General features: G+C 72.5%; 21 protein-coding genes. 15 read left to right on the top strand and 6 right to left on the bottom strand.

Annotated features, from left to right (window positions below; all coding sequences use genetic code 11):
* The first annotated feature begins 167 nt into the window (after positions 1-167).
* Positions 168-1,016, top strand: coding sequence for a helix-turn-helix domain-containing protein (locus ACZ6SQ_RS18975; RefSeq protein ID WP_469563192.1), 849 nt, complete (start codon positions 168-170; stop codon positions 1,014-1,016).
* Positions 976-1,170 (top strand): DUF397 domain-containing protein, encoded by a 195-nt coding sequence (locus ACZ6SQ_RS18970; protein ID WP_469563188.1) that lies wholly within the window; start codon positions 976-978, stop codon positions 1,168-1,170. The genes ACZ6SQ_RS18975 and ACZ6SQ_RS18970 overlap by 41 nt, the downstream gene beginning before the upstream one ends.
* Positions 1,171-1,413: 243 nt before the next feature.
* On the opposite strand, the gene ACZ6SQ_RS18965 is transcribed toward ACZ6SQ_RS18970, so the two are convergent.
* Positions 1,414-2,745 carry a M64 family metallopeptidase gene (locus tag ACZ6SQ_RS18965; protein WP_469563186.1) on the bottom strand — a complete coding sequence of 444 codons (1,332 nt, stop codon included), beginning with the start codon at positions 2,743-2,745 and terminating at the stop codon, positions 1,414-1,416.
* Positions 2,746-2,898: 153 nt separating this feature from the next.
* Between ACZ6SQ_RS18965 and ACZ6SQ_RS18960 the strand changes: the two genes are divergently transcribed.
* A complete protein-coding gene (locus ACZ6SQ_RS18960) occupies positions 2,899-4,242 on the top strand; it encodes a helix-turn-helix domain-containing protein (protein ID WP_469563184.1) in 1,344 nt (447 codons plus the stop codon).
* Positions 4,243-4,246: 4 nt separating this feature from the next.
* Here ACZ6SQ_RS18960 and ACZ6SQ_RS18955 read toward each other — a convergent pair whose 3' ends face one another.
* The gene (locus ACZ6SQ_RS18955) at positions 4,247-5,008 is read right to left on the bottom strand and encodes a hypothetical protein (RefSeq protein ID WP_469563182.1); all 762 of its coding nucleotides are present in this window, start codon (positions 5,006-5,008) and stop codon (positions 4,247-4,249) included.
* Positions 5,009-5,390: 382 nt separating this feature from the next.
* On the opposite strand from ACZ6SQ_RS18955, the gene ACZ6SQ_RS18950 reads away from it, so the two are divergent.
* Together ACZ6SQ_RS18950 and ACZ6SQ_RS18945 are read left to right on the top strand one after the other, a co-directional pair.
* Entirely contained in the window at positions 5,391-6,353 is a 963-nt protein-coding gene (locus ACZ6SQ_RS18950) for a nucleoside hydrolase (RefSeq protein ID WP_469563179.1), read from the top strand.
* Positions 6,354-6,563: 210 nt separating this feature from the next.
* Positions 6,564-7,211, top strand: a complete 648-nt coding sequence (locus ACZ6SQ_RS18945) for a hypothetical protein (protein ID WP_469563176.1) — start codon at positions 6,564-6,566, stop codon at positions 7,209-7,211.
* A gap of 22 nt (positions 7,212-7,233) precedes the next feature.
* Here ACZ6SQ_RS18945 and ACZ6SQ_RS18940 read toward each other — a convergent pair whose 3' ends face one another.
* Positions 7,234-8,358 (bottom strand): M24 family metallopeptidase, encoded by a 1,125-nt coding sequence (locus ACZ6SQ_RS18940; RefSeq protein ID WP_469563174.1) that lies wholly within the window; start codon positions 8,356-8,358, stop codon positions 7,234-7,236.
* A 732-nt stretch (positions 8,359-9,090) separates the two neighbouring features.
* On the opposite strand from ACZ6SQ_RS18940, the gene ACZ6SQ_RS18935 reads away from it, so the two are divergent.
* The 3 genes from ACZ6SQ_RS18935 to ACZ6SQ_RS18925 are packed head-to-tail and all read left to right on the top strand — an operon-like array spanning position 9,091 to position 12,336.
* Positions 9,091-10,548, top strand: a complete 1,458-nt coding sequence (locus tag ACZ6SQ_RS18935) for an APC family permease (protein ID WP_469563171.1) — start codon at positions 9,091-9,093, stop codon at positions 10,546-10,548.
* Positions 10,545-10,985: a hypothetical protein gene (locus tag ACZ6SQ_RS18930; protein WP_469563168.1), complete on the top strand. Its 441-nt coding sequence runs from the start codon at positions 10,545-10,547 to the stop codon at positions 10,983-10,985. The genes ACZ6SQ_RS18935 and ACZ6SQ_RS18930 overlap by 4 nt, the downstream gene beginning before the upstream one ends.
* A gap of 7 nt (positions 10,986-10,992) precedes the next feature.
* Positions 10,993-12,336 (top strand): M20/M25/M40 family metallo-hydrolase, encoded by a 1,344-nt coding sequence (locus tag ACZ6SQ_RS18925; RefSeq protein ID WP_469563165.1) that lies wholly within the window; start codon positions 10,993-10,995, stop codon positions 12,334-12,336.
* A 420-nt stretch (positions 12,337-12,756) separates the two neighbouring features.
* Here ACZ6SQ_RS18925 and ACZ6SQ_RS18920 read toward each other — a convergent pair whose 3' ends face one another.
* Entirely contained in the window at positions 12,757-13,260 is a 504-nt protein-coding gene (locus ACZ6SQ_RS18920) for a hypothetical protein (protein WP_469563163.1), read from the bottom strand.
* Positions 13,261-13,427: 167 nt separating this feature from the next.
* On the opposite strand from ACZ6SQ_RS18920, the gene ACZ6SQ_RS18915 reads away from it, so the two are divergent.
* Complete coding sequence (locus ACZ6SQ_RS18915; RefSeq protein WP_469563583.1) at positions 13,428-14,480, top strand: aldo/keto reductase; 1,053 nt, start codon at positions 13,428-13,430, stop codon at positions 14,478-14,480.
* A 141-nt stretch (positions 14,481-14,621) separates the two neighbouring features.
* On the top strand, positions 14,622-15,539 hold the full coding sequence (locus ACZ6SQ_RS18910) for a Dyp-type peroxidase (protein WP_469563160.1): 918 nt from the start codon (positions 14,622-14,624) through the stop codon (positions 15,537-15,539).
* Here ACZ6SQ_RS18910 and ACZ6SQ_RS18905 read toward each other — a convergent pair.
* A complete protein-coding gene (locus tag ACZ6SQ_RS18905) occupies positions 15,517-15,933 on the bottom strand; it encodes a luciferase domain-containing protein (protein ID WP_469563156.1) in 417 nt (138 codons plus the stop codon). The genes ACZ6SQ_RS18910 and ACZ6SQ_RS18905 overlap by 23 nt on opposite strands.
* 164 nt (positions 15,934-16,097) lie before the next feature.
* Between ACZ6SQ_RS18905 and ACZ6SQ_RS18900 the strand changes: the two genes are divergently transcribed.
* The 5 genes from ACZ6SQ_RS18900 to ACZ6SQ_RS18880 all read left to right on the top strand — a co-directional run bounded on the left by ACZ6SQ_RS18900 (position 16,098) and on the right by ACZ6SQ_RS18880 (position 20,144).
* Positions 16,098-18,002: a protein-arginine deiminase domain-containing protein gene (locus ACZ6SQ_RS18900; protein ID WP_469563154.1), complete on the top strand. Its 1,905-nt coding sequence runs from the start codon at positions 16,098-16,100 to the stop codon at positions 18,000-18,002.
* Between the two features lie 123 nt (positions 18,003-18,125).
* Positions 18,126-18,527, top strand: coding sequence for a sortase-dependent protein (locus ACZ6SQ_RS18895; protein WP_469563151.1), 402 nt, complete (start codon positions 18,126-18,128; stop codon positions 18,525-18,527).
* Between the two features lie 17 nt (positions 18,528-18,544).
* The gene (locus tag ACZ6SQ_RS18890; protein WP_469563150.1) at positions 18,545-19,177 is read left to right on the top strand and encodes a class F sortase; all 633 of its coding nucleotides are present in this window, start codon (positions 18,545-18,547) and stop codon (positions 19,175-19,177) included.
* Positions 19,178-19,222: 45 nt separating this feature from the next.
* Positions 19,223-19,714 carry an RNA polymerase sigma factor gene (locus tag ACZ6SQ_RS18885; protein WP_386386751.1) on the top strand — a complete coding sequence of 164 codons (492 nt, stop codon included), beginning with the start codon at positions 19,223-19,225 and terminating at the stop codon, positions 19,712-19,714.
* Positions 19,698-20,144: a hypothetical protein gene (locus tag ACZ6SQ_RS18880; protein WP_469563147.1), complete on the top strand. Its 447-nt coding sequence runs from the start codon at positions 19,698-19,700 to the stop codon at positions 20,142-20,144. Before ACZ6SQ_RS18885 ends, ACZ6SQ_RS18880 begins: the two co-directional genes overlap by 17 nt.
* A gap of 9 nt (positions 20,145-20,153) precedes the next feature.
* On the opposite strand, the gene ACZ6SQ_RS18875 is transcribed toward ACZ6SQ_RS18880, so the two are convergent.
* Positions 20,154-20,882, bottom strand: coding sequence for an SCO2400 family protein (locus ACZ6SQ_RS18875; RefSeq protein ID WP_469563144.1), 729 nt, complete (start codon positions 20,880-20,882; stop codon positions 20,154-20,156).
* Between the last annotated feature and the right edge of the window lie 311 nt (positions 20,883-21,193).

Genomic DNA, 21,193 nt, shown 5'->3' with positions numbered 1-21,193 from the left:
CGCGGCGGTTGTCGAGCGGCCGTTGTGCGCGCTCTGTGTGCCGCGTGTGGCGATTGAGCGAAGAGTAAATGATGACGCTGACATCGAATCCCTCGGGGGAGCGTCGGGCAACAGAATTTCTGGGATTCCCGTGAACTCAGGGGAGTTGTCTCGTTACGCTGGGCTACATGGTTCACGTGCGCGAACTCGACCCGAACGCCTCGCCGTTGGACTACTTCGGCTATGAGCTCCGCAGAAAGCGGGAGGAAGCGGGACTTACGCTGAAGGAGCTGGGCGGCGTTCTCTTCTGTACGGGGTCTTTGATCGGCCAGATCGAGACGGCCGCGAAAGTTCCGCAAAGGGAGTTCGCCGAACGGGTGGACGCGGCGTTGATGACCGACGGGTTCTTCTCGCGGCTGGTGGGGCTGGTTCTGCGGAGTCAGTTGCCGAGTTGGTTTCAGCCGTTTGCCGAGTTGGAGGCGAAAGCAACCTATATCTCTACGTACCAGTGTCAACTGGTCTACGGACTCCTTCAGACGGAGGAGTATGCGCGAGCGGTCCTGGGTGTGGAGCAAGGCGAGCGGCTCGACGAGATGGTCGCCGCACGGCTGGAACGCCAGCGCGCATTGCGGCGCCAGCAGCCGCCGGTGCTGTGGACGGTACTGGATGAAGCTGTGCTGTACAGAGAGATTGGTGGCGCTGAGGTAATGCGGGGGCAACTCGCTCACCTGTTGAACCTCTTCGGCAACCCGTGGCTGGAGTTGCAGGTGCTGCCCTTCTCCGTCGGGGAGCACACCGGAATGATGGGCTCCTTCACCCTCCTGCGCTTCGACAACCACCCGGATCTGCATTACACCGATCGCTACGACGAGGGCCACATGACGGCCAACCCGGAAGTCATCAAGGCGCGTTCGGTCGGTTACGCTCGCCTCCAGGCCGAGGCACTCTCTCCGAGGGAGTCTCGGGCTTTGATCACACGCGTGATGGAGGAACGCTATGGGAAGCAGCCAGAAACTGACGCGCGCCCAGTGGCGTAAGTCTTCGTACAGCGGAAGCAACGGCGGTGAATGCCTGGAAGTCGCCGAAAAGCCCGATGCCGTCGCCGTGCGCGACTCCAAGAACCCCGCTCACGGCACCCTGTCACTCTCCCGCGAGGCCTGGCACGCCTTCGTGGACTCCGTGGTCGACTGAGGCCGCCCGCGCCGGGACGGCACTCGCGGCCGTGATCAGCGCGACCGCGGCGACGATCGCGGCGGCGAACGCGCGCGCGAGCCGCGCCGGTGGGCGTCCGTAGCGTTCGGTGGAGCGGTAGAGCACGGCAACCTCGCAATACAGCGACGGGTTAAGCCCCCTTAATGCGCTCCCCAACCTAGGGGGTTCCGGAGCCCGACCGGAAGAGGGAAATTCCGGCCGGACTCCACCGGGACTCCGGCGTCAGCGAAGCAGCCAGGTCAGGGAGTTGGCCGCGGACGCGAGTGCCGACGGGTCGCGCAGGGACGCCGACCTGTCGGTGACCGTGGCCCTGATGGTGTGCGGGCCGCGGCCCCGGACGCCCAGTTCGGCCGGAGTGACCGAGAGGTCGTTCGTCGCGCGGTCGACGCGCTTGCCGTCTACGTACCAGGTGAGGCGGGGTGCGGCCAGGCCGGTGAGCGGGGCGAGGCCGACGGTGAGGCGGGTGCCCCGGGATATGGGGGCCGAGGTCGGGGTGCGGGACGTCAGCGTGTCGGCGTGGGCGTAGAAGCCGGCGATCATCGCCTCGCGGCCGACGAGGTTGAACTCCGTCGAGGTCAGCGTCCGCATGATCGAGGTGTCGGTCGGGCGGAAGACGCCGGTCTCGTAGTACCCGCCGCCCTCGTACGTGCCGACGGCCGAGCCGGTCGGGTCCTGCTCGCCCACCCAGCGGTACCATTTGGTCGTGCCGAGGTCGCGGTGGGTGGAGAGGTTGATGTCGGGGGCCTCGGGTTCGGGGTAGGCGCCGTAGCCCGCGTACTGGTACTCGTCGGCCAGATTGCCTATGGAGTGGCCCAGTTCGTGCGCGCCGATGAGGTAGGAGCGCTCGTTGTCTGAGGACATCGTGGCGATGCCCCGGTAGGTCGCGCCGTCCGGGGGCGTGGTGAAGGTGTAGCCCGCGCCGCCGTACTTCGTGGAGTTGGCGATCACGAAGACGATGTCGGCGGCCGGGGCGCGGTTCGCCAGGCCGGTCACCGCGTCGGTGTCCACGCAGAGCAGGCGCTCGATCTCCTCGCAGAAGAAGTACGAGCCGAGGGCGGTGTCGCGGGTGACGTCGGCGGTGGGGTCGCCCGAGACGCCGGAGACCGGGGAGGCGGCCTCGACCAGCCAGATGTTGAACAGTCCGCGGTAGCTGCGGTACGGCTCGATCGCGAGGATCGTGTCCAGTGAGCGCCGGGCGTCCTCGGTGAAGTCGCCCTGCTCGGAGGCGGTGTAGCCGTCGCCGATGACGACGAGGTCCAGGCGGGCGCTTGTGGGGCCGGTCCGCTGGAGCGGTGTCACCGGTGCGGTGGTGGCGGGGGCGGCCGTGCGATGGGCGCTGTCCCGTACCTCGATGTGGCGGGGCCGGGCGTTCGGGCCCGCGAAGTACTCCACCTCGTGGGTCTCCGCCCGGACCTGCGGGCGGACCTGTGGGCGGGTCTCGCCGCTGGGCGCGGCCTGGGCGGCCGGGGCCGAGCCGGCCGCCAGCAGGGCCGCCGTCGCCGCCAGTCCCGCGCCGAGCGAGGTCAGCCAGCGTTTCCTTGCGTCTCCGGTCACCGCAACCCCTCGAAAGCAGTCGATTAACTGTGCTTAAGTGGCTGATTAAGTTAGGGGGCGACGGGGACAACGCACAAGGGTGGAAGGAGAGTTGGGGCCGCTTGATCGTCAAGGGGAGTGGTGATAAGCGCACTTGCTGGCATGATGAGCCACATGCCTGAGCGGGACGATCCCGAGACCATCGGTCGCCGTGTGCAGCAACTGCGCCGTGAACGCGGGCTGACCCAGAAGCAGTTGGCCGAACCCGCGTACACGCCCGCGTACATCTCCACCCTGGAGGCCGGGCGCGTGCGGCCCTCCGACGACGCCCTGCGTCATCTCGCCGAGCGCCTCGGCGTCGGCTTCGAGGAGCTCGCCACGGGGCGCCCCGCCCGGCTCGCCACCGATCTGCGGCTGCGGCTCACCGAGGCCCAGCGCACCCTGGCCGAGGGCGAGGCCGACGAGGCAGCCGCGCTCTACACCGCGCTGCTGGCCGAGGCCGGGTCGCACGCCCTGGTGGAGGAGCAGGCCACCGCCCTGCTCGGACTCGGCGAGTGCGGCCTGGACACCGGGGACATCGTCGCCGCCCGCGAGCACTTCGAACGCGCCGAGCAGGTGCTGGGCGGGCGGCCGCTGCCCGCGCGGGTACCGGCGCTCAGAGGCCGCGCGGTCGCCCACTACCTCGCCGGTGAACTCCGCTACGCCGTCTACCTCCTGGAGTCCACCCTCGACGAGCTGAACCGGGGCGGACTGCACGATCCGGACGCCCTGCTGCTGCTCTACACCGGGGTCATCGCCCCGTACATGGACATGGGCGCGCACGCCCGTGCCGCGCAGGCCGCCGAGTTCGCGCTCGCGCTGGCCCCGCGGGCGGGCGATCCCGCGCTGGTGGCCCGGATGCACCGGTCGGTCGCCCGGACGCTGCTGGCCGAGGGCCGGGTCGCCGAGGCGGACGCCTCACTGGCCAAGGCCGCCGAGATGTACCGGCAGCTGAAGATTCGCACCGAGCTGGCCAACTGTCACTGGATGCGCGGCTACGTCTGCGCCCAGAACGGCGAGCTGGAGAAGGCCGAGGCCGAGCTGCGGGCCGCGCAGGAGATGCTCGCCTCGCAGCGGTCCGCCCTCTACAGCAGCCAGGTCGCCGTGGAGCTGGCCGACGTGCTGCACCGGCGCGGGCGCTCCGAGGAGGCCGGGGAGCTGCTGCGCACGGTGCTCGGCGACCTGTCCTCGGAGCGGGGTGCCGTGCACGCCGCCGCCGCGCACCGGCTGCTCGGCATCATCGCCGAGGACGCCCGGGACACCGAGGCCGCCGAGGAGCACTACGTCCGCGCGCTGAGCCTGCTGGAACGGGCCGGGGCGGCCGGGGATCTCGCCGATCTGTGCCGGCTGCTCGGGGACCTGCTGCGGCGCACCGGCCGGGTCGAGGCCGCCCTCGACGCCTACCGCACCGGCCTCGGCCATCGCACGGCCCCGGGCACCACGACCCTGGGGCCCGCGCCCGCCCAGCCTCCGCTGTGACGCGTCAGACCTGGACGCGGCCCTGGCGGCGGACCTCCGCCAGCCGTTGCGCGCCGAGGTGCAGCGCCGCCTCCAGCGCCTCGGGCGGTACCTCGCCCAGGCCGCCGGTGGTGACCGTGAACGCGTCCTCGCCCACCCTGACCGCCGCCGCGAGCACGGTCAGGGTGACCCATTCGCCGTCGCTCTCCTCGCTGACCGTCACCAGCAGGCCCTGACGCGCGTCCCCCACCTCCGGCAGCGCGATCTCGTCGACCGTCACCGACAGCTGGGTGGCGCGCGAGGAGGTCGCCGTGAAACGGCCGCACTTCTGCGGCAGGGCGCCCAGCCAGGTCAGTGCCCGGTCCAGTTCGGCGGGGGGTCTCGCGGTGACCTGGTGGCGCAGCTGGGCCTCGTCCCAGCCGTCGTCCAGGCCGACCGCCGCGCGGGCCGGGGCGCCGAGCAGTTCGTCCGTGTACAGCGCGTCCAGCAGGCGTCCGCAGTCCGGCTGCGTGGCCGTCGCCTTCAGGAACGCGTCCCGCCAGGTCGCCGCGCCCTGTGTCGGTGCCCAGGGTTCGCCCAGGTCCGCCTCGGTGATCAGGGCGGCCTGGGCCTGGGCCGTCGTCAGGGCGGGGGGTTTGGCGGCGGGTGGGTTCGTGGCTTGGGCGGAGGTGGGCGCCGCGGGTTTTTTCGGGGGGGTGTCGGGGGTGGGGGTGGTGCAGGCCGTTGCGGCCAGGGCTGTGCCCAGCAGGGAGGCCAGGAGGGTGTGCGGGATCAGTCGGCGGGTCATCGGGGGTGCCTCCGGGGGGACTTGCGGCGTCTTTGGATCAACGGCACCACCGCCTTGGCCGGGCCACCAGCGCGGCGACCCGTCCGGGTGAGCGGCTTCGCCTCCGGCTGGGGTACGCCGCCGACGGCGGGTGGCCGCCCACGTGGCCCAGTGCGGCTGGCCCGTACCCGTTCGCGCAGTTCCCCGCGCCCCTAAAAGCTTTGCGCAGTTCCCCGCGCCCCTTGGGAGGTGCGTTGTCGGGTGCGGCCCCGTCGTGGCCGTTCGCGCAGTTCCCCGCGCCCCCAAAAGGGAGGGGCGCGGGGAACTGCGCAAGGCCTTTTGGGGTGCGGGGGAGGGTGGGGTGTGGGGGAATGGGGGGTGTGATGGTGGGAGGAGAGGGATTGTGGGTGGGCTGAGGGTTCCGGTGATCATCGACTGCGACACCGGCGTGGACGACGCACTCGCGCTGCTGTTCGCCGTACGCCACCCCGGAATCGACCTGCGGGCAGTCACCTGCGTCGCCGGCAACACCGACGTGGACCGCGTCGTCCACAACACCCTCGTCGTGCTGGAGCAGGCCGGCGCCCCCGACATCCCCGTCGCCAGAGGGGCCGCGAGGCCACTGCTGGAGCCACCCCGCTCGGCACGCCACGTGCACGGGGAGGACGGCATGGGCGACCTGGGCCTGCCCGCACCGGCCAGGACCGCCGTCGACCTGGACGCCGTCACCCTGCTGCGCCGCGAGATCCTCGCGTCCCCGAGCCCGGTCACCCTCGTCCCCACCGCTCCGCTGACCAACATCGCGCTGCTGCTGCGCACCCACCCGGAGGTCACCCGCAACATCGAGCGCATCGTCTTCATGGGCGGCGCCGTGGCCTGCGGCAACGCCACCCCGGTCGCCGAGTTCAACGTCTGGCACGACCCGGAGGCGGCCGCGATGCTGCTCACCGCCGGCGTGCCGATCACCATGTACGGGCTGGACGTCTTCCAGCGCGTCCTGGTCCCCGGCCCGGACGTACGACGGCTGCGGGCGAGCGAGGAGCCGGGCGCACGGCTGGCGGGCGAGCTGCTGTCCCACCGCCCCGCCACCCCCGACGAGGACGGCGACGACCCGGCGGGCGGCATCGGCGACGCGGGCGCGGTGTGCGCGGTCGCCGACCCGGCCGGCCTCACCACCCGCCTGCTGCCCGTCGAGGTCTCCCTCGCCCCCGGCCCCACCCGCGGCCAGACCGTCGTCGACCGCCGCCCCCGCCCCGGCGAGGCCGAGATCCACGGCGGTGGCCGCGAACAGGCCCTGATCGACGTGGCGTTGGACGTGGACGTGCAGCGCTACGTCGAGCTGTACCTGTCGACGGTGGAAGGCTGAGCGAGGGCTGGGCAACGGGCCGGTTCGGGGCCGGCTGCCACCACTGGGCCGTTTTGATCGTCTTGGTCCTCGGTGACGACGTCGCCGCGGGGGGACGTCGACAGGGGAACCCCCGGCAGGACCGGCCGCGGGAGCCAGGAGCTCCTCCGGACCGCCAGGGATACGGGGGACCCGACAGCCGTGCGCTCGACACCATTCACTCACCGTGACGTGGCGCGACCGGCCGTGGCCGCGCTGGCGTTCGCGACGGTCGCCGCCGCCGTCGTCCTCGGCCGCCCCGGCCTGACCACCGTGGTCGGCTGCGGCTACGGCAGCGAGCCCTGGCCCTCGCAGACGGCCGGGGACTGGGTGACGTACGCCGACCATGTGGTGGTGGCCTCACCGGCCGGCGAACGGGACACCGGACGCCAGGACTACGCCGAGGGCCCGGTGGCGTACACCGTCGACCGCCTGGTCTCCTTCCGCACCGACGGTGTCCTGTGGAGCACCGAACGCCCCCGCCGCGCGATCGGCCGCGACTTCGACATGGTCGCCCCGGGCTGGCGGGTTCCGAGGGCCACCGGCGAGCGGATCGAGGCGAACAGCGGTGACGCCCCGCGCCTGGAGACCGGCCACGCCTACCTCCTCGCCCTGCGCTGGGACGAGGGCGGCTGGACCGTCCTCGGCGAGGGCGCCGCCGTGCCGTTCGACGACGGGGTCGCGGGCCGCGGCGAGTGGTGCGGGCGCGTCCTGACGGAGGAGGAGGTGGCCGGTGCCGAGCGGTTCTCCCGCAAGGACGACCGGAGCCTGGAGAAGGCCCTGCTGGGCCGCGGGGAGGCGGCGGTCAGCAGGGAACTGGCGCGGGCGGAGGGCAGATGAGGCCCCGGCGGCCGAACGGGACTCAGTTCACCAGCGCCATCGCGTGGTCGGTGTCGTTCAGACGGCGGCCCCCGTCCTCGGTGCACGTCACGATGTCCTCGATACGGACGCCGAACCGGCCGGGCAGATAGATGCCGGGCTCGATGGAGAAGCACATGCCGGGGACGAGAGGCTGCTCCTCCCCCTCGACCATGTACGGCGGCTCGTGCGTGGTGACGCCGATGCCGTGGCCGGTGCGGTGGATGAAGTACTCGCCGTAGCCCGCCTTCTCGATCACCGCGCGGGCCACCCGGTCGATCAACTGGCAGGCCACGCCCGGCCGTACCGCCTCGAACGCCGCCTGCTGGGCCTCCTCGACGATGCCGTGGACGCGGCGCTCCTCGCCGGTGGGCTCGCCCACGTGGACCGTGCGGGTGGTGTCCGAGCCGTAGCCGTCCAGCAGGCCGCCGAAGTCCAGGACGACCATGTCGCCGTCCTCGATGACCCGGTCTCCGGCCTCGTGGTGCGGGTTGGCGCCGTTCGGCCCGGAGCCGACCACCGTGAAGTCGACCTGCTCGTGGCCGTGCTCGCGCAGCAGCCGCGCCAGGTCGGCGGCCACGTCGGTCTCCCGGCGCCCGGCGAAGCGCAGCGACAGCAGCTCCCGGTACGTGGCGTCGGCCGCCGCGCCCGCCGCCGCCAGCCGTGCCACCTCGTGCTCGTCCTTCACCGCGCGCAGCATCGGCAGGGCCATGGTCAGGGCGCGGTACGACGTCATCGGCAGGGCCTCCTGGAGGCCGAGCAGATGCAGCGCCCAGGCCGAGTCGGAGACGCCGTAGCGGGCGCTGGGGCGCAGCAGGCCGGCCGCGGCCGCGTAGGGGTCCTGGCCGTCGCGCCAGTCCGTCATGCGCAGCGCGCTCGTGCCGGACGCGGCCTCGGCGTCGGGGCGTTCCAGCGCGGGCACCAGCAGGCGGGGTTCGGCTTCGGGGGTGAGGACGAGGAGGGTGAGACGCTCGGTGATCGCGGTCGGCTGGTACCCGCACAGCCAGACCATGTCCGGCCCCGGCGTCACCAGCAGTCCCGCCAGGCCCGCCTCGGCCGCGTCGTGCGCGGCGCGCGCCATCCGTTCGGCGTAGTCCCGCTCGGTGAAGGGCGGGGGTGCGTCGGTCATGGTGTCGTCCCCTCGTCGGGCCGTCCGCGGTCGTCGCCCCGCGAGACGGTGCTCTCTCCATTGGACGGGCCTTTCTCGTCGGCCGCGCGCCCAAACGCCGCCGAACGGGTGAACCCGCGGTGCGGCCTTTCCCTTCCCCCGGCGCCCCCGACGCCGCCCTGTGGAGCCGAGGGGAGCGGCGTGGCTCGTGCGTGTCGTCTTCCGCGGGTCGTCCGTGGCCGTTCGCGCAGTTCCCCGCGCCCCTTTAGGAGCGGGGTGGCTTTCGCGCGTTGTCTTCCGCGGGCTGTCGGTGGCCGTTCGCGCAGTTCCCCGCGCCCCTAGGGGGTGGGTGGCTTGCGTCCGTTGTCGGGTGCGGGACTGTCGGTGGTTGCTCGCGCAGTTCCCCGCGCCCCTGAAGGCGGGCCGCGGTCGTCCGGCGGAGATGCGGGGGGACGGCGCTGTTTTTAGGGGCGCGGGGAACTGCGCAACGCTTTTGAGGGGCGCGGGGAACTGCGCGATCTTTTCGGGGGTGCGGGGAACTGCGCGGCGTTTTTGAGGGGCGCGGGGAACTGCGCGAACGGCCACGTGCGGGCCGCGGGGGAACTCGACGTGAGCCACCACATGGCTGTGGGGCATTCAGGGGCGCGGGGAACTGCGCGGAGCTGGGTCACTCGGATGGGTCGTCCGGGGGGTGGGGGGTGCGGGGGGAGATGACGCTGAGGGGAGCGTCAGACCCAGCAGAGGGAGGGCTCGATGGCGTCGATGGACGTCCCCGCGGGAACCGCGAAGACCGGCCAGGCCACAGCAAGGGCAGGTGCCCCACCCACCCTCACCTGGCTCACCCTGGCCCTGATGACGACCGCGTCCGTGGCCAGCCTCCGCGCCGCCCCGACGATGGCCGTCTACGGCCTGGCCTGCGTCTTCCTCTACCTGCTCCCCGCCGTCGTCTTCCTGCTCCCCACCGCCCTGGTCTCCGCCGAACTCGCCTCGGGCTGGAGCGGCGGCGTCTACCGCTGGGTCAGCGAGGGCCTCTCCAAACCGCTCGGCTTCCTCGCGGTGTGGTGCCAGTTCGCGATGACGATCTTCTACTACCCCAGCCTGCTGGCGTTCGTGGCCAGCACCATCGCCTACGTCATCGACCCCGCGCTCGCCTCCAACGGCGTCTACACCGCGATCGTCATCATGGTCCTGTACTGGACCGGCGTCTGGGTGTCCTCACGCGGCACCAAGGCCCTGGCCGGCCTGTCCAGCTGGGGCCTGGTCATCGGCACCCTGATCCCCGGCACCCTCCTGGTCGTCCTCGGCATGGTCTTCCTCGCCCAGGGCAACCCCTCCGCCGCCCCGATGACGGCGAGTCACCTGTTGCCCCAGTGGACCGGCCTCGCCAGCCTCGTGCTGATCGTCAACAACTTCCTGTCGTACTCCGGCATGGAGATGAACGCCGTGCACGTGTCCTCCCTCAAGGATCCGGCGAAGGAGTACCCGAAGTCGATGTTCCTGGCGATGGGACTGGTGCTGCTGATCTTCATCCTGCCCGCGCTGGCCATCAGCTGGGTCGTCCCGGCCCACCAGCTGAGCCTCACGGCCGGTGTGATGCAGGCGTTCGAGGCCTTCTTCGGGTACTTCCACATCGGCTGGATGACCCCGATCGCCGCGATCATGCTGATCTCCGCCTCGCTGGCCGGCATGCTCACCTGGCTCGCCGGACCGTCCAAGGGCCTGCTGGAGATCTCGCGGCAGGAGGGCTATCTGCCGCCTTTCCTCCAGCAGCTCAACAAGTACGGCATCCAGCAGAACATCCTGGTCACCCAGGGCGTCGTCACCTCGGTCATCGCCCTCGGATACGCGCTGATCCCGAACGTCTCCAGCGTCTACTGGATCTTCTCCACCATCACCACGCAGGTGTATCTCATCGTCTACCTGCTGATGTTCGCGGCAGCGGTCCGGCTGCGGAAGTCCCAGCCCGACCACCCGCGCGGCTACCGCGTCCCGGCCCTGACGCTGGTGTGCGCGGTGGGCCTGCTGTCCTCCCTCGCCGCGCTCGTCATCGGCTTCGTACCGCCCTCGCAGTTCGGCGGCAGCAGCGTGCTGTCGTACGTCGTGATCGTCGGCGGCGGCCTCGGGATCCTCGGATTCCTCATCCCCTGGGCGTTCCTGAAGTTCCGCAAACCGAGCTGGCGCACCACCACGGAGGGCGGTGAGCAGGCATGAGCCCGACCCGGTTCGCCTCCGAGCACAAGTGGATCTACATCGGCGCGATCGTGCTGCTCGTCGCGCTCGTCGTCATCGGGCTGATCCAGTACAGCAGCCTGCGGGCCACCAACGAGGCGCAGAAGAAGGCCAATCAGCTGGCCGGCAAGCTCGAGGACGCCGGGTTCCCGCGCCCCGACACCGACACCATCGCCCGCGCGCTCGGCACCGACGGCGGGCTGGCCTGCGAGGACCCGGGCAGCGCGCTGCGCTCGGCGCTGTGGAAGGTCGGCAACCTCGCCAACGGCGCCACCGGCCCCGGCATGCGCCCGGTCATCGCCGACACCCAGGTCGTGGCGGCCGAGCTGCTGGTGGTGTCGGTGTACTGCCCCGACAAGCTCGACGACGTCCAGGACGACGTCGACGACCTGAAGACCGACGACACGGTGAGGCGGTGACCGGACGATGACCGAACTCGCGCAGAAGATCGCGGAGTTGATGCCGCGGGCCAAGGAGGACCTCGCCGAGCTGGTCTCCATCCCGTCGGTCGCCGACCCGCGCCAGTACCCGCCGGAGGAGTGCCGGCGGGCCGCGCAGTGGGTCGCGGACGCCTTCGCCGAGGCGGGCCTCAGGGACGTCCACCTCGCCGAGACCCCCGACGGCAGCCACGCCGTCCTGGGCCATCGCCCGCCCCCGCCCGGTGCGCCGACCGTCCTGCTCTACTGCCACTACGACGTCCAGCCCCCGCTCGACGAGGCCGCCTGGACCACCCCGCCCTTCACGCTCACCGAGCGCGACGGCCGCTGGTACGGGCGCGGTGCCGCCGACTGCAAGGGCAACATCGTCATGCACCTCACCGCACTGAGGGCGCTCGGCGACGACATCCCGGTGGGCATCAAGTTCGTCGCCGAGGGCTCGGAGGAGCAGGGCACGGGCGGGCTGGAGGAGTACGTCACCCAGCACAGCGAGCAGTTCTCCGCCGACGCCCTGCTGGTCTGCGACACCGGCAACGCCGAGGTCGGCACGGGCACCGCCACGGTCTCGCTGCGCGGGCTGACCAATGTCGTGGTCACCGTCGACACGCTGCGTGGCGAGATCCACTCCGGCATGTTCGGCGGTCCCGCCCCCGACGCGCTGGCCGCGCTGATCCAGCTCCTCGCCACGCTGCGCGACCCGGAGACCGGGGCCACCCGTATCGACGGGCTGGACTGCGCGGGTGTGTGGGACGGCGTCGGTTACGACGAGGAGCAGTTCCGCGCGGACGCCGGGGTGCTGGACGGGGTGCGTCTGACCGGCACCGGCACGGTCGCCGACCGGCTGTGGGCGCGGCCGGCGGTCACCGTGCTCGGCATCGACTGCCCGCCGGTGGTCGGCTCGGCCGCCGCCGTGCCCGCGACCGCCCGTGCCCGGGTCAGTCTGCGGGTGCCGCCGGGCATGGACGTGGGTGTCGCGCGGGAGGCGCTTTCCAGGCAGCTGACCGGGGCCGCGCCGTGGGGGGCGCGGGTGACCGTGGAGACGGAGAGTTCCGGCTCGCCGTTCCGTGCGGCGACCGACGGGCGTGCGTATGCGGCGCTGGGCAGGGCGATGGAGTCGGTGTACGGCAAGCCGCTGGCGTTCCTCGGGCAGGGTGGGTCGATTCCGCTGTGCAACGTGCTGGCGGCGGCGTATCCGCGGGCGGAGATCATTCTGATGGGGGTGGAGGAGCCGCGGTGTCTGATCCATGCGCCGAACGAGAGCGTCGATCCACGCGAGATCGAGCACATGGCGCATGTGGAGGCCCTGTTCCTCCACCACCTCGCCCACCCCTGACCCCACCCGTTCGCGCAGTTCCCCGCGCCCCCAAGAGATGCGCAGTTCCCCGCGCCCCTCAAAGATTGCGCAGTTCCCCGCGCCCCTAAAGACGCGCAGTTCCCCGCGCCCCCAATAGATGCGCAGTTCCTCGCGCCCCTCAAAGATTGCGCAGTTCCTCGCGCCCCTAAAGACGCGCAGTTCCCCGCGCCCCCCAAGAGACGCGCAGTTCCTCGCGCCCCTGGAGGCGACGGTCCGCTCAGGGGCGCGGGGAACTGCGCGACCAGCCACGCACGGTCCGCAGGGGTACGACGGCCTGTTCCGGGGGCGCGGGGAACTGCGCAATCTTTTGGGGTGCGGGGGAATGCCCGGGCTTAGAGGGGCGCGGGGAACTGCGCAGAGTTTTCAGGGGCGCGGGGAACTGCGCGAAAGAGGGGTGGGTCAGTAGCGGACTGCTCGGGCTACCTCGGTTTTTACGGGGCCCGAGAGGTCACGGTTGCTCGTGGCGGTCGCCTCACCCGTCTCCCCGGAGGCCACGTCGGCCACCGTGACCACCACCGTGTCGAGCAGATTGCCCCCGGAGTCGGTGAAGTTCACCTGCACCGCGAAGGACTTCGTGGAGCCCGCCGTGTTGTCCGCGTTCACCCCAACCGTCGCCTTGCCGGAGGCATCCGTCCGCGGCGCGTCCAGCCGCACGTCCCCCTTCACATCCGCCCCGCCCGTGATGTCGTCCAGCTTCTCCCCCGCCTCCGCGGTCGCCGACGCCAGCGACTCCGGGATCTGGGACGCCGCGGACGCCACCTCGGAGGCCGCCGACTGCACGGCGGACGCCGCCTTGCTGACGGTCGACGAGGGGCTGTCGTCGTCCGAGCAGGCCGTCACGGCCGTACCGACGAGCAGGACCAGCGCGGCACCGGCCGCCCGGCGGGTCAGGGAACCCGGCATGTCGCCTCCAAGGGTGCGGAAGAGTCCCCTCCAGTGAAGTCCGCCGCGCACCCCGCCGCATGCCGGGACCGCCGTACGGCGCACCGCCCGGCCGCCTCGGCGGCCGGCCGACGCCGAAATCCCTGGACCTGGAGTGCGCTTCAGCGCCTACCGTGCCCCGTATGAGCATGCGTTATCGCCCACTGGGGCGCACGGGGATCGAAGTCAGCACCTACTGCCTGGGCACCATGATGTTCGGCTCGGTCGGCAACGGCGACCACGAGGACGCGGTCCGCGTCGTCCACGCCGCGCTGGACGCGGGCATCAATTTCGTCGACACGGCCGACATGTACTCCGCGGGCGAGTCGGAGACCATCGTGGGCAAGGCCCTCAAGGGACGCCGGGACGACGTCGTCCTCGCCACGAAGGTGCACTTCCCCATGGGTGAGGGCCGCAACAGGAGCGGCAACTCCCGGCGGTGGATCACCCGCGCCGTGGAGGAGAGCCTGACCCGGCTCGGCACCGACTGGATCGACCTCTACCAGGTGCACCGCCCGGACGCGACGACGGACGTCGAGGAGACCCTCGCGGTGCTCGGCGATCTGCAGCGCCAGGGCAAGATCCGCACGTTCGGCTGCTCCACGTTCCCGGCCGAGGAGATAGCGGAGTCCCACCATGTCGCCGAGCGCCGCGCCCTGCCCCGCTTCCGCACCGAGCAGCCGCCCTACTCGCTGCTGGCCCGCGGAGTGGAGCGCTCGGTCCTGCCGACCTGCTCCCGCTACGGCATGGGCGTCCTGACCTGGGCGCCGCTGGCCTCCGGCTTCCTGTCGGGCAGGTACCGCAAGGGCGGTCCCGTCGACCTGTCCTCCGGACGTGCGGCCCTCACCCCCGGCCGGTTCGACCCCGCCCTGCCGGAGAACGCGGCCAAGCTGGAGGCCGTGGAGCAACTGGTCGCCGTGGCAGACGACCTCGGCTGCACCCTCCCCGAACTCGCCGTCGCCTTCCCGCTGGTGCACCCGGCCGTCACCTCGGTGATCCTGGGCCCGCGCACGATGGACCAGCTCAAGGGGCTGCTCGCCGGGGCCGAACTGACCCTGACCGACGAGGCCTTGGACCGGATCGACGCGATCGTGCCCCCGGGCACCGACCTCTACCGCGCGGACGGCGCGTGGCAGCCGCCGTCGCTCACGGACAGGTCGCAGCGCAGGCGCGCGGAGGCGGACCGCCCCGCGGGCGCCTGAGCGAACGGGGCACGGGTGCGCCCCCGTGCCCCACTCCCGCAAAGCCCCCGCCCGCCTCTAGGGTCGTAGCCAGGGGAAAGGCCGCGAGGCGGCACACCGGGCGGAATGCCGAAGACGGCGAGCACAGCAGAGGGAGACCGTATGTCGCAAGCGCAGCCAGTCCTGGACCCACCCACCTCCGCGGCGACGTTCCTCATAGTCACCGTCAAAGAGGGCGGCGAGCCCCAGACCCGCACGCTGCTGTCGGAACTGGCGTCCCTGACGCGAGCCATCGGCTTCGGTCACCCCACCGCCCGCCTCACCTGCGTCGCGGGCATCGGCTCGCTCGCCTGGGACCGGATCACCGCGGGCGCCCCCCGCCCCCCGGCCCTCCACCCGTTCCGCGAACTCGCGGGCCCGCGTCACCGTGCCGTGTCCACCCCGGGCGACCTGCTCTTCCACATCCGCGCCGAGCGCCAGGACCTCTGCTTCGCCCTCACCACGGAGATCCTCAAGGGACTGTCCGACCTGGTGACCGTCGAGGACGAGGTACAGGCGTTCTCCTACCTCGACTCCCGCAACCTCCTCGGCTTCGTGGACGGCACCGAGAACCCGGTGGGCCCGGTCGCCTCCGAAACGGCCCTGATCGGTGTCGAGGAACCGGGCTTCGAGGGCGGCAGCTACGCCGTCGTGCAGAAGTACCTGCACGAGGTGGACGCCTGGGACAAGCTCAGCGTCGAGGAGCAGGAACAGGCCATCGGCCGCACCAAGCTGACCAACCTGGAGATCAACGCCCCCGGCTCCCACGTGAAGGTGAACACCCTCACCGACGCGGACGGCAACGAGCGCCGCATCCTGCGCGGAGCGATGCCCTTCGGCCGCCCGGGGCACGGCGAGTTCGGCACGTACTTCATCGCCTACGCCCGCGACCCGGAGATCACGGAGACGATGCTGAGGCGGATGTACCTGGGCACGGCGGAGACCGGGCCGGACCCGCTGCTGGACTTCTCCCGCGCGGTCACCGGCACGCGGTTCTTCGTGCCCTCGGCGACGTTCCTCAGCGACCTGCCCGCCGCCTGAGCGGCTCCGCGGCGGCGGCCGGCTGGCGGGGCAGCACGGTCACCCGGTGCAGATTGCAGCCGCTCGCCGCGGCCCGCGGCACATCGGTCTGCTGGGCCTTGAGGGCGACGCTCACGAGGCTCAGCAGCAGATCCACGTCCGCGTCGCAGTCGAGGTGCACGGTCACCCAGCGTGAGCCCGGCACCAGCCGGATCGCCGTGGAGGCCCCGAAGTTGGAGGCGAGGCGTCCGATGGTGCGGTCGGTGAGATGGAGGTCGACGTCGTGGCCGGTGTGGAAGTGGACGATCTCGCCGTACGAGGAGCGAAGCGCATGGCCCGTACCACAGGTGGCCGGACCCGGAGAGAGGTCGGGCCAGACCGTGAGGCACTCCCGGGCGCGCTGGGCCGGAGTCATGGCTCCATGGTTGCTCTCTTACTCGTCATACACCAGAGGTTGAGCGCACCGTAACCCGGCCGTGAGCTACAACCCGTGTGCCGATTGGCCGGATCCGTACACAACGCACCGCGTCCCCTCGCCCTCTTCCCCGGTGGCAACCGTGGAAGAAAGGACGCGACAAGGTGCGTACAAGACAAGCCGGACGGGTGGTTCTCGCCCTCACCGCGGCGACGGCGGTGCTCGCGCCGCAGGCCCCGGCCCAGGCGGCGGAGCCGCCCCGGATCGACCTGCGGGCGGACGTGGACCGCGACGGGACGGTCGACCTCACCGGCGTCACGGACGAACAGGGCGAGGACACCTGGTCCGTCGGGCGCGGAGCGCTGTTCCTGCCCAACATCGACGACGACTCGCGGCGTTGCCGGCCCCCGGCCGCAGGCACTCCCGACTCGGCACTCGCCCGCTGCAACGACGCCGCCGACGGCAAGGTCAACGGCACTGCGGACGCCGCCGACCTGGCCCGGGTACGGTCCGTGGCCGCCACCGGCCTGTCCGACGACGCCACCGGCAGCGTCCGCGTGACCACCGGCAACGGGCACGTCAGGGTGTTCCTCAAGCGCGCCGGCGCCTGGACACCGGTCACCACGGCGACCCGGCTGACCGCCCAGGAGCTGCGCGCTGGCGCGGAGTTCGGCGTCGAGGGCAAGGACGTGATCCGCGACAGCGGCGTCTGGGACGGACGCGCGGTGATCCGGCTGACGGTCACCTCCGCGGACGGCACCGCCACCGACGAGGTGACCCTGCGCGCGGCCCCGCTGCTCACCCACCACAACCTCCAGAACACCCAGCGGGTCCTGGTCACCGAGGTCCCCGGCAACGACTCCTACGCACGCAGCCAGCAGCAGTTCGTCAAGGGCCTGGTGCGCCAGGTCGAGGCGGCCGGGGTGACCGCGCCGGTCGTCAAGTTCCGCCAGTACGGCGACGTCTGGGCACAGGACTTCGTCGAGCCGGCGTACGTCGGCATGACCGGGCCCGGCGGGCGCCCGCAGACGATACGGGTGATGCTGCGCTCGGCGCAGGACCGGCCCGCCGGGCGGGAGCTGTACAGCAGGCTGCGCGGCCCCGGCACCGGTGTGGTGCAGGCGCGCGGGCGGGACATGCGCGGCTGGGAGACGCTGAACTCCTTCGGCAACCTGGAGACCATCCCGCCGTACACCCAGGGCGGCCGCTCCTACCCGGCCGGCCGGATCATCATGGGCCGGCGCGAGAGCGGCAACGCGCGGCCCTCGCGGGAGATCCGCACGCTGCTGCGCTCCCAGGGCCTGCAGAACCCGCTGCTGCTGGACACCTCCTGGCTGCACGTCGGGCACGTCGACGAGTTCGTGCAGTTCCTGCCCGCCGACACCCCGCGCGGCTGGCGGATCGGGATCGCCGACCCGCAGGCCGGACTCGACCTGCTGCGCAAGGCCAAGCGCGAGGGCCACGGCGGCACCCGGATGTTCTCGGTGAAGGCCGGCAACGGGATGCTGCCGCCCCAGGAGACCGTCGCGCAGGCCCTCGCCTCCCGGCACCTGGTGTCCGACAACACCATGGCCGCCGAGCGCATCCGGGCGAACCTCGACATCCTCAAGCGGGAGACCGGCGTCACCGACGACGAGATCGTCCGGGTGCCCGCCCTGTACACCCGGGGCATCGTGGGCGATTCGGCCGGTACCCGGATGCCCCTGCTGCGTCGCGTCGGCGGCACCGTCGGGGACGGGGTGCGCGACCACGGCCAGCAGGGCCTGCTCGCCCGCGACGGGGCGGCCGCCGCGCCGGTCGTCGCCACCAGCGCCTACGTCCCGGGCGCCGTCAACGGCATCCTGCTCGCGCGCGACCGCTACCTCGCCCCGCGCCAGTGGGGGCCGGTCATCGGCGGCAAGGACATCTTCACCACGGCCGTGACCGCCGCCTACCGCAAGGCCGGCATCAAGGTCTCGTACATCGACGACTGGTACACGTACCACCTCGGCATGGGTGAGGTGCACTGCGGCACCAACACCCTGCGGGACACCTCGGCGCCGTGGTGGGGCGCTCCGGCGGCCCGCTGATCCGGTCCGCCCACTCCTCGCGGGCCTTTGCCGTCTCTTTACAACCCGGCAGGGGCCCGCGTCGTCTCTCCGCTCGATCCGTCACCGAGGTCGTCACCGACCACGACGAAAGAGAGCGAAGCGATGCGACGAACCGTGCTGGGTGCCCTGGCCGTGGCCTGTGCCGCCGTACTGGCGGGAGGCGGCGCCGCCTTCGCGGACAGCTCCCCGTCCCCCGTGCCCACCCTGCCGCCGAGCGAGAGCGCCAACGGCGGGGGCGGCAGCGGCATGCCGAGCGCCCAGCCCACCGCGATGCCCTCGCCCAGCGAGAGCGCCGTGCCCTCCGCCGCGCCCTCCCCGGTGCCGACCGAGGCGCCGGGCGGCGGCCAGGTGTCCGTCGTGCCGAGCGGCGCACCCGACACCGGTGACGTCTCCACGGCCGGGTCGAACGGCGGCGCCACGGCCGCGGGCGCGGGCGCGGCGGTGCTCCTCGCGGGCGGCGCGGCCGTCCTCGTCGTACGGCGCCGGCGGGCGACCGGGGCGTGAACCGGCTCGTCCGGCGCGTGAACCCGCTCGTCCGGGGCGCGTTGACCGCCGCGGCCGTGACCGCGCTGCTCGCGGGCTGCGGGGGCGGCGGCACGGAACCGGGCGGCGCGGGAGCCACGAAGGCCTCCGGGGCGGGGTCCGGGTCCGGGGCCGAGGGCGGGTCCGGGGGCGCTGCCGCCGTACGGCCCTCCGCGCGCTCGGAGCCGGTGCGGCTGCGCGTCCCCGCCGCCGGGGTCGACACCCCGGTCATGAGCCTCGGGCTGGCCGCGGACGGCGGTGTGCAGGTGCCGCCGGTGACCGAGCACGACCGCGCGGGCTGGTACCGGCACTCCCCGACGCCCGGGCAGAAGGGCCCGTCGGTCCTGCTCGGCCATGTCACCGTCGGCCCCTACGGCGACGGCGTCTTCCGCCGCCTCGACCGGCTGCGGCCCGGCGACCGGATCGAGGTCACGCTCGCGGACGGCCGCACGGAGGTCTTCGCGGTCGACGCGGTCCGCACGGTCCGCAAGGCCGAGTTCCCCGTACAGGACGTCTACGGCGACACGGCCCGCCCGGAGCTGCGGCTGATCACCTGCGGCGGTCCGCGCAGCGGGGGCGAGTACCGGGACAACGTCATCGCGTTCGCGACCCTGGCGTCCGGCACCCCCTGATCCCACCGGCATCCTTCCCCTGTGCCCTCACGACCCTGGAGAGCGTTGAAACGGTCCCGCGACGAGGCGGCGTCGGAGCTGTTCGCCGCCCTGTACCCGCGTCTCGCCGGCTGGTGCCGCCGTCTCGTCGACGACGACGGGACGGCGCACGAGATCGCCTCGGAGGCGTTCACCCGGCTGTGGGCGCGCTGGACGAAGGTCGACGAGCCGCGCGGTTTCCTCTACGTCACCGCGGCCAACCTCGTCCGGGACCACTGGCGCAAACTGGAGCGCGAGCGCAGGGCCGTCCGCCGGGTCACCCACGAGGCGGCGGTGGCGGGGCCGGTGGAGCAGTCCGATCCGTCCGTGCGGCTGCTGGTCCAGTCGCTGCCGGACCGGCTGCGCACCCCGATCCTGCTGCACTACTACGCTGACATGCCGATCCGGGAGGTGTCCGTGCTGACCGGGCGCAAGGAAGGGACCGTCAAGGCCGATCTGCACGCGGCCCGCGAACTGCTCCGCGTCCACCTGAGGAGAAGCCTTGACCACACGCTTTGACGGCGAGGACGACCTCGGCGGCCCGGACGACCCCCTCACCGTGCTCCTCGGCCCGCCCGCCGGTCATCTCGCCCCGCCCCCGGGGCACTTCGAGAAGGTCCGCCGCTCGGCGTCGCGCCGACGGCTGCTACGAACCTCGGCGGGGGCGGCCCTGACCTGCGCGGCCCTCGCGCTCGGCGCGCTGCCCCTGTACTTCACGGGCTCGGACGCCCCGGCGCGCCCGGCTCCGCCGCTGGCCCCGCCGCCGGCGACCGGTTCGCCCACCCCGTCGGACGGGTCGGCGCCGCCGGTGACCGGCCGGCCTTCCCCGGCTCCGTCGGTGCCGCCGTCGGAGCAGCCGGGTTCGGGTTCTGGTTCGGGCATGGTCAGCCCCACGCCGACGGCGATGGCTCCGATGCCGACTCCTACGCCGACGTCGGCACCGCGCTGACGGTCGGTGTCAGCCCAGGCAGAGCACCAGTACGCAGAGCTGCGTGGGCGAGGCGGCGGCCGGGGTGCTGTCGTCCTCGGGTGCCTCGGGTGCCTCGGGCGGGGTGGTGGGGTCGGCCGGCTGTTGTTGTGCGGGCGTGCTGCTCGCGCGCCGCTCGGGGACGGTGACCACCGCCGAGGGCAGTCCCGTGCTCTCCGGCCGGGGAACGCTCGTCGCCGACGGCCGTGAAGCCGGGGCCACCGTCCGCGGAGCCGCCCTCTGCACGGTGCGCGGTGCGCTCGACGTGGCCTCGTGCGGTACCGGCTCCGTGGCCTCGGGCCGGGGCGCGCGGCGCGTGGCCGGCGGTACGGCGGCGGGGCCGGGGTTCTCCGGCGCCTGCGCCTCCACCCCGCCCATGGGGCGGTTGTCGGGCGCCTCGGCCGCCTGGGCGCGGTCGGGTGCGTGGCGGTTCGCCGCGGTGAACGCCAGTCCGCCGCCGACCAGCGCCACGGCCGTCGCGACCGCCGCGCGCCGCTTGTTCTTCTTCCACCTGGCCAACTGCCGCCGCCGCGCGGCGCGTCCGGGGGGTGCGGACGGTGCGACGGCGGGGGGCGTCGGGGCCGGGGCCGGCTCGGGCGGGGGCGCCGGGGTGGTGCGGGTGATGGTGGCCGGCGGGGCTATGTCCGGCGCGTAGGCGCCGCAGCCGGGGCACACCAGGGCGCCGTTGAGGTGCCGTCGGCAGGTGGAGCAGTAGTCCATGGCGGTCTTCCTCGCACGGTGATCGACGGCCAGCCACGCTAACGAGGCGCTCCGCGCGGTGTGTGCAGGCCGTGTGCCGATCCCCACCCCAAACGTAAAAATCCCGTGCCCCACCCCCACGGCGGCCCGCTCGCGCAGTTCCCCGCGCCCCTAAAAGGCCTGCGCAGTTCCCCGCGCCCCTAAAGCAGGGCGTGCGTCCCTCAGGAAGGCAGCTGGCCACCGACCTAAGGGGCGCGGGGAACTGCGCGACCAGCCACGGGAGACCCGCACTCGCTAACGCGCGCGAGCCACCCACCCCCTAAGGGGCGCGG

This window comes from Streptomyces sp. NPDC048600 (assembly GCF_055587025.1).
Note: the sequence above shows the minus strand (reverse complement) of the source record. Positions and strands in the feature narration are given on the sequence as shown.

Coding starts and splice junctions, on each gene's coding strand:
- ACZ6SQ_RS18915 (WP_469563583.1), top strand. CDS start 13,428: ATGCGTTATCGCCCACTGGGGCGCACGGGGATCGAAGTCAGCACCTAC.
- ACZ6SQ_RS18955 (WP_469563182.1), bottom strand. CDS start 5,008: ATGACCCGCCGACTGATCCCGCACACCCTCCTGGCCTCCCTGCTGGGC.
- ACZ6SQ_RS18895 (WP_469563151.1), top strand. CDS start 18,126: ATGCGACGAACCGTGCTGGGTGCCCTGGCCGTGGCCTGTGCCGCCGTA.
- ACZ6SQ_RS18910 (WP_469563160.1), top strand. CDS start 14,622: ATGTCGCAAGCGCAGCCAGTCCTGGACCCACCCACCTCCGCGGCGACG.
- ACZ6SQ_RS18975 (WP_469563192.1), top strand. CDS start 168: ATGGTTCACGTGCGCGAACTCGACCCGAACGCCTCGCCGTTGGACTAC.
- ACZ6SQ_RS18925 (WP_469563165.1), top strand. CDS start 10,993: ATGACCGAACTCGCGCAGAAGATCGCGGAGTTGATGCCGCGGGCCAAG.
- ACZ6SQ_RS18960 (WP_469563184.1), top strand. CDS start 2,899: ATGCCTGAGCGGGACGATCCCGAGACCATCGGTCGCCGTGTGCAGCAA.
- ACZ6SQ_RS18920 (WP_469563163.1), bottom strand. CDS start 13,260: ATGCCGGGTTCCCTGACCCGCCGGGCGGCCGGTGCCGCGCTGGTCCTG.
- ACZ6SQ_RS18875 (WP_469563144.1), bottom strand. CDS start 20,882: ATGGACTACTGCTCCACCTGCCGACGGCACCTCAACGGCGCCCTGGTG.
- ACZ6SQ_RS18970 (WP_469563188.1), top strand. CDS start 976: ATGGGAAGCAGCCAGAAACTGACGCGCGCCCAGTGGCGTAAGTCTTCG.
- ACZ6SQ_RS18940 (WP_469563174.1), bottom strand. CDS start 8,358: ATGACCGACGCACCCCCGCCCTTCACCGAGCGGGACTACGCCGAACGG.
- ACZ6SQ_RS18905 (WP_469563156.1), bottom strand. CDS start 15,933: ATGACTCCGGCCCAGCGCGCCCGGGAGTGCCTCACGGTCTGGCCCGAC.
- ACZ6SQ_RS18935 (WP_469563171.1), top strand. CDS start 9,091: ATGGCGTCGATGGACGTCCCCGCGGGAACCGCGAAGACCGGCCAGGCC.
- ACZ6SQ_RS18930 (WP_469563168.1), top strand. CDS start 10,545: ATGAGCCCGACCCGGTTCGCCTCCGAGCACAAGTGGATCTACATCGGC.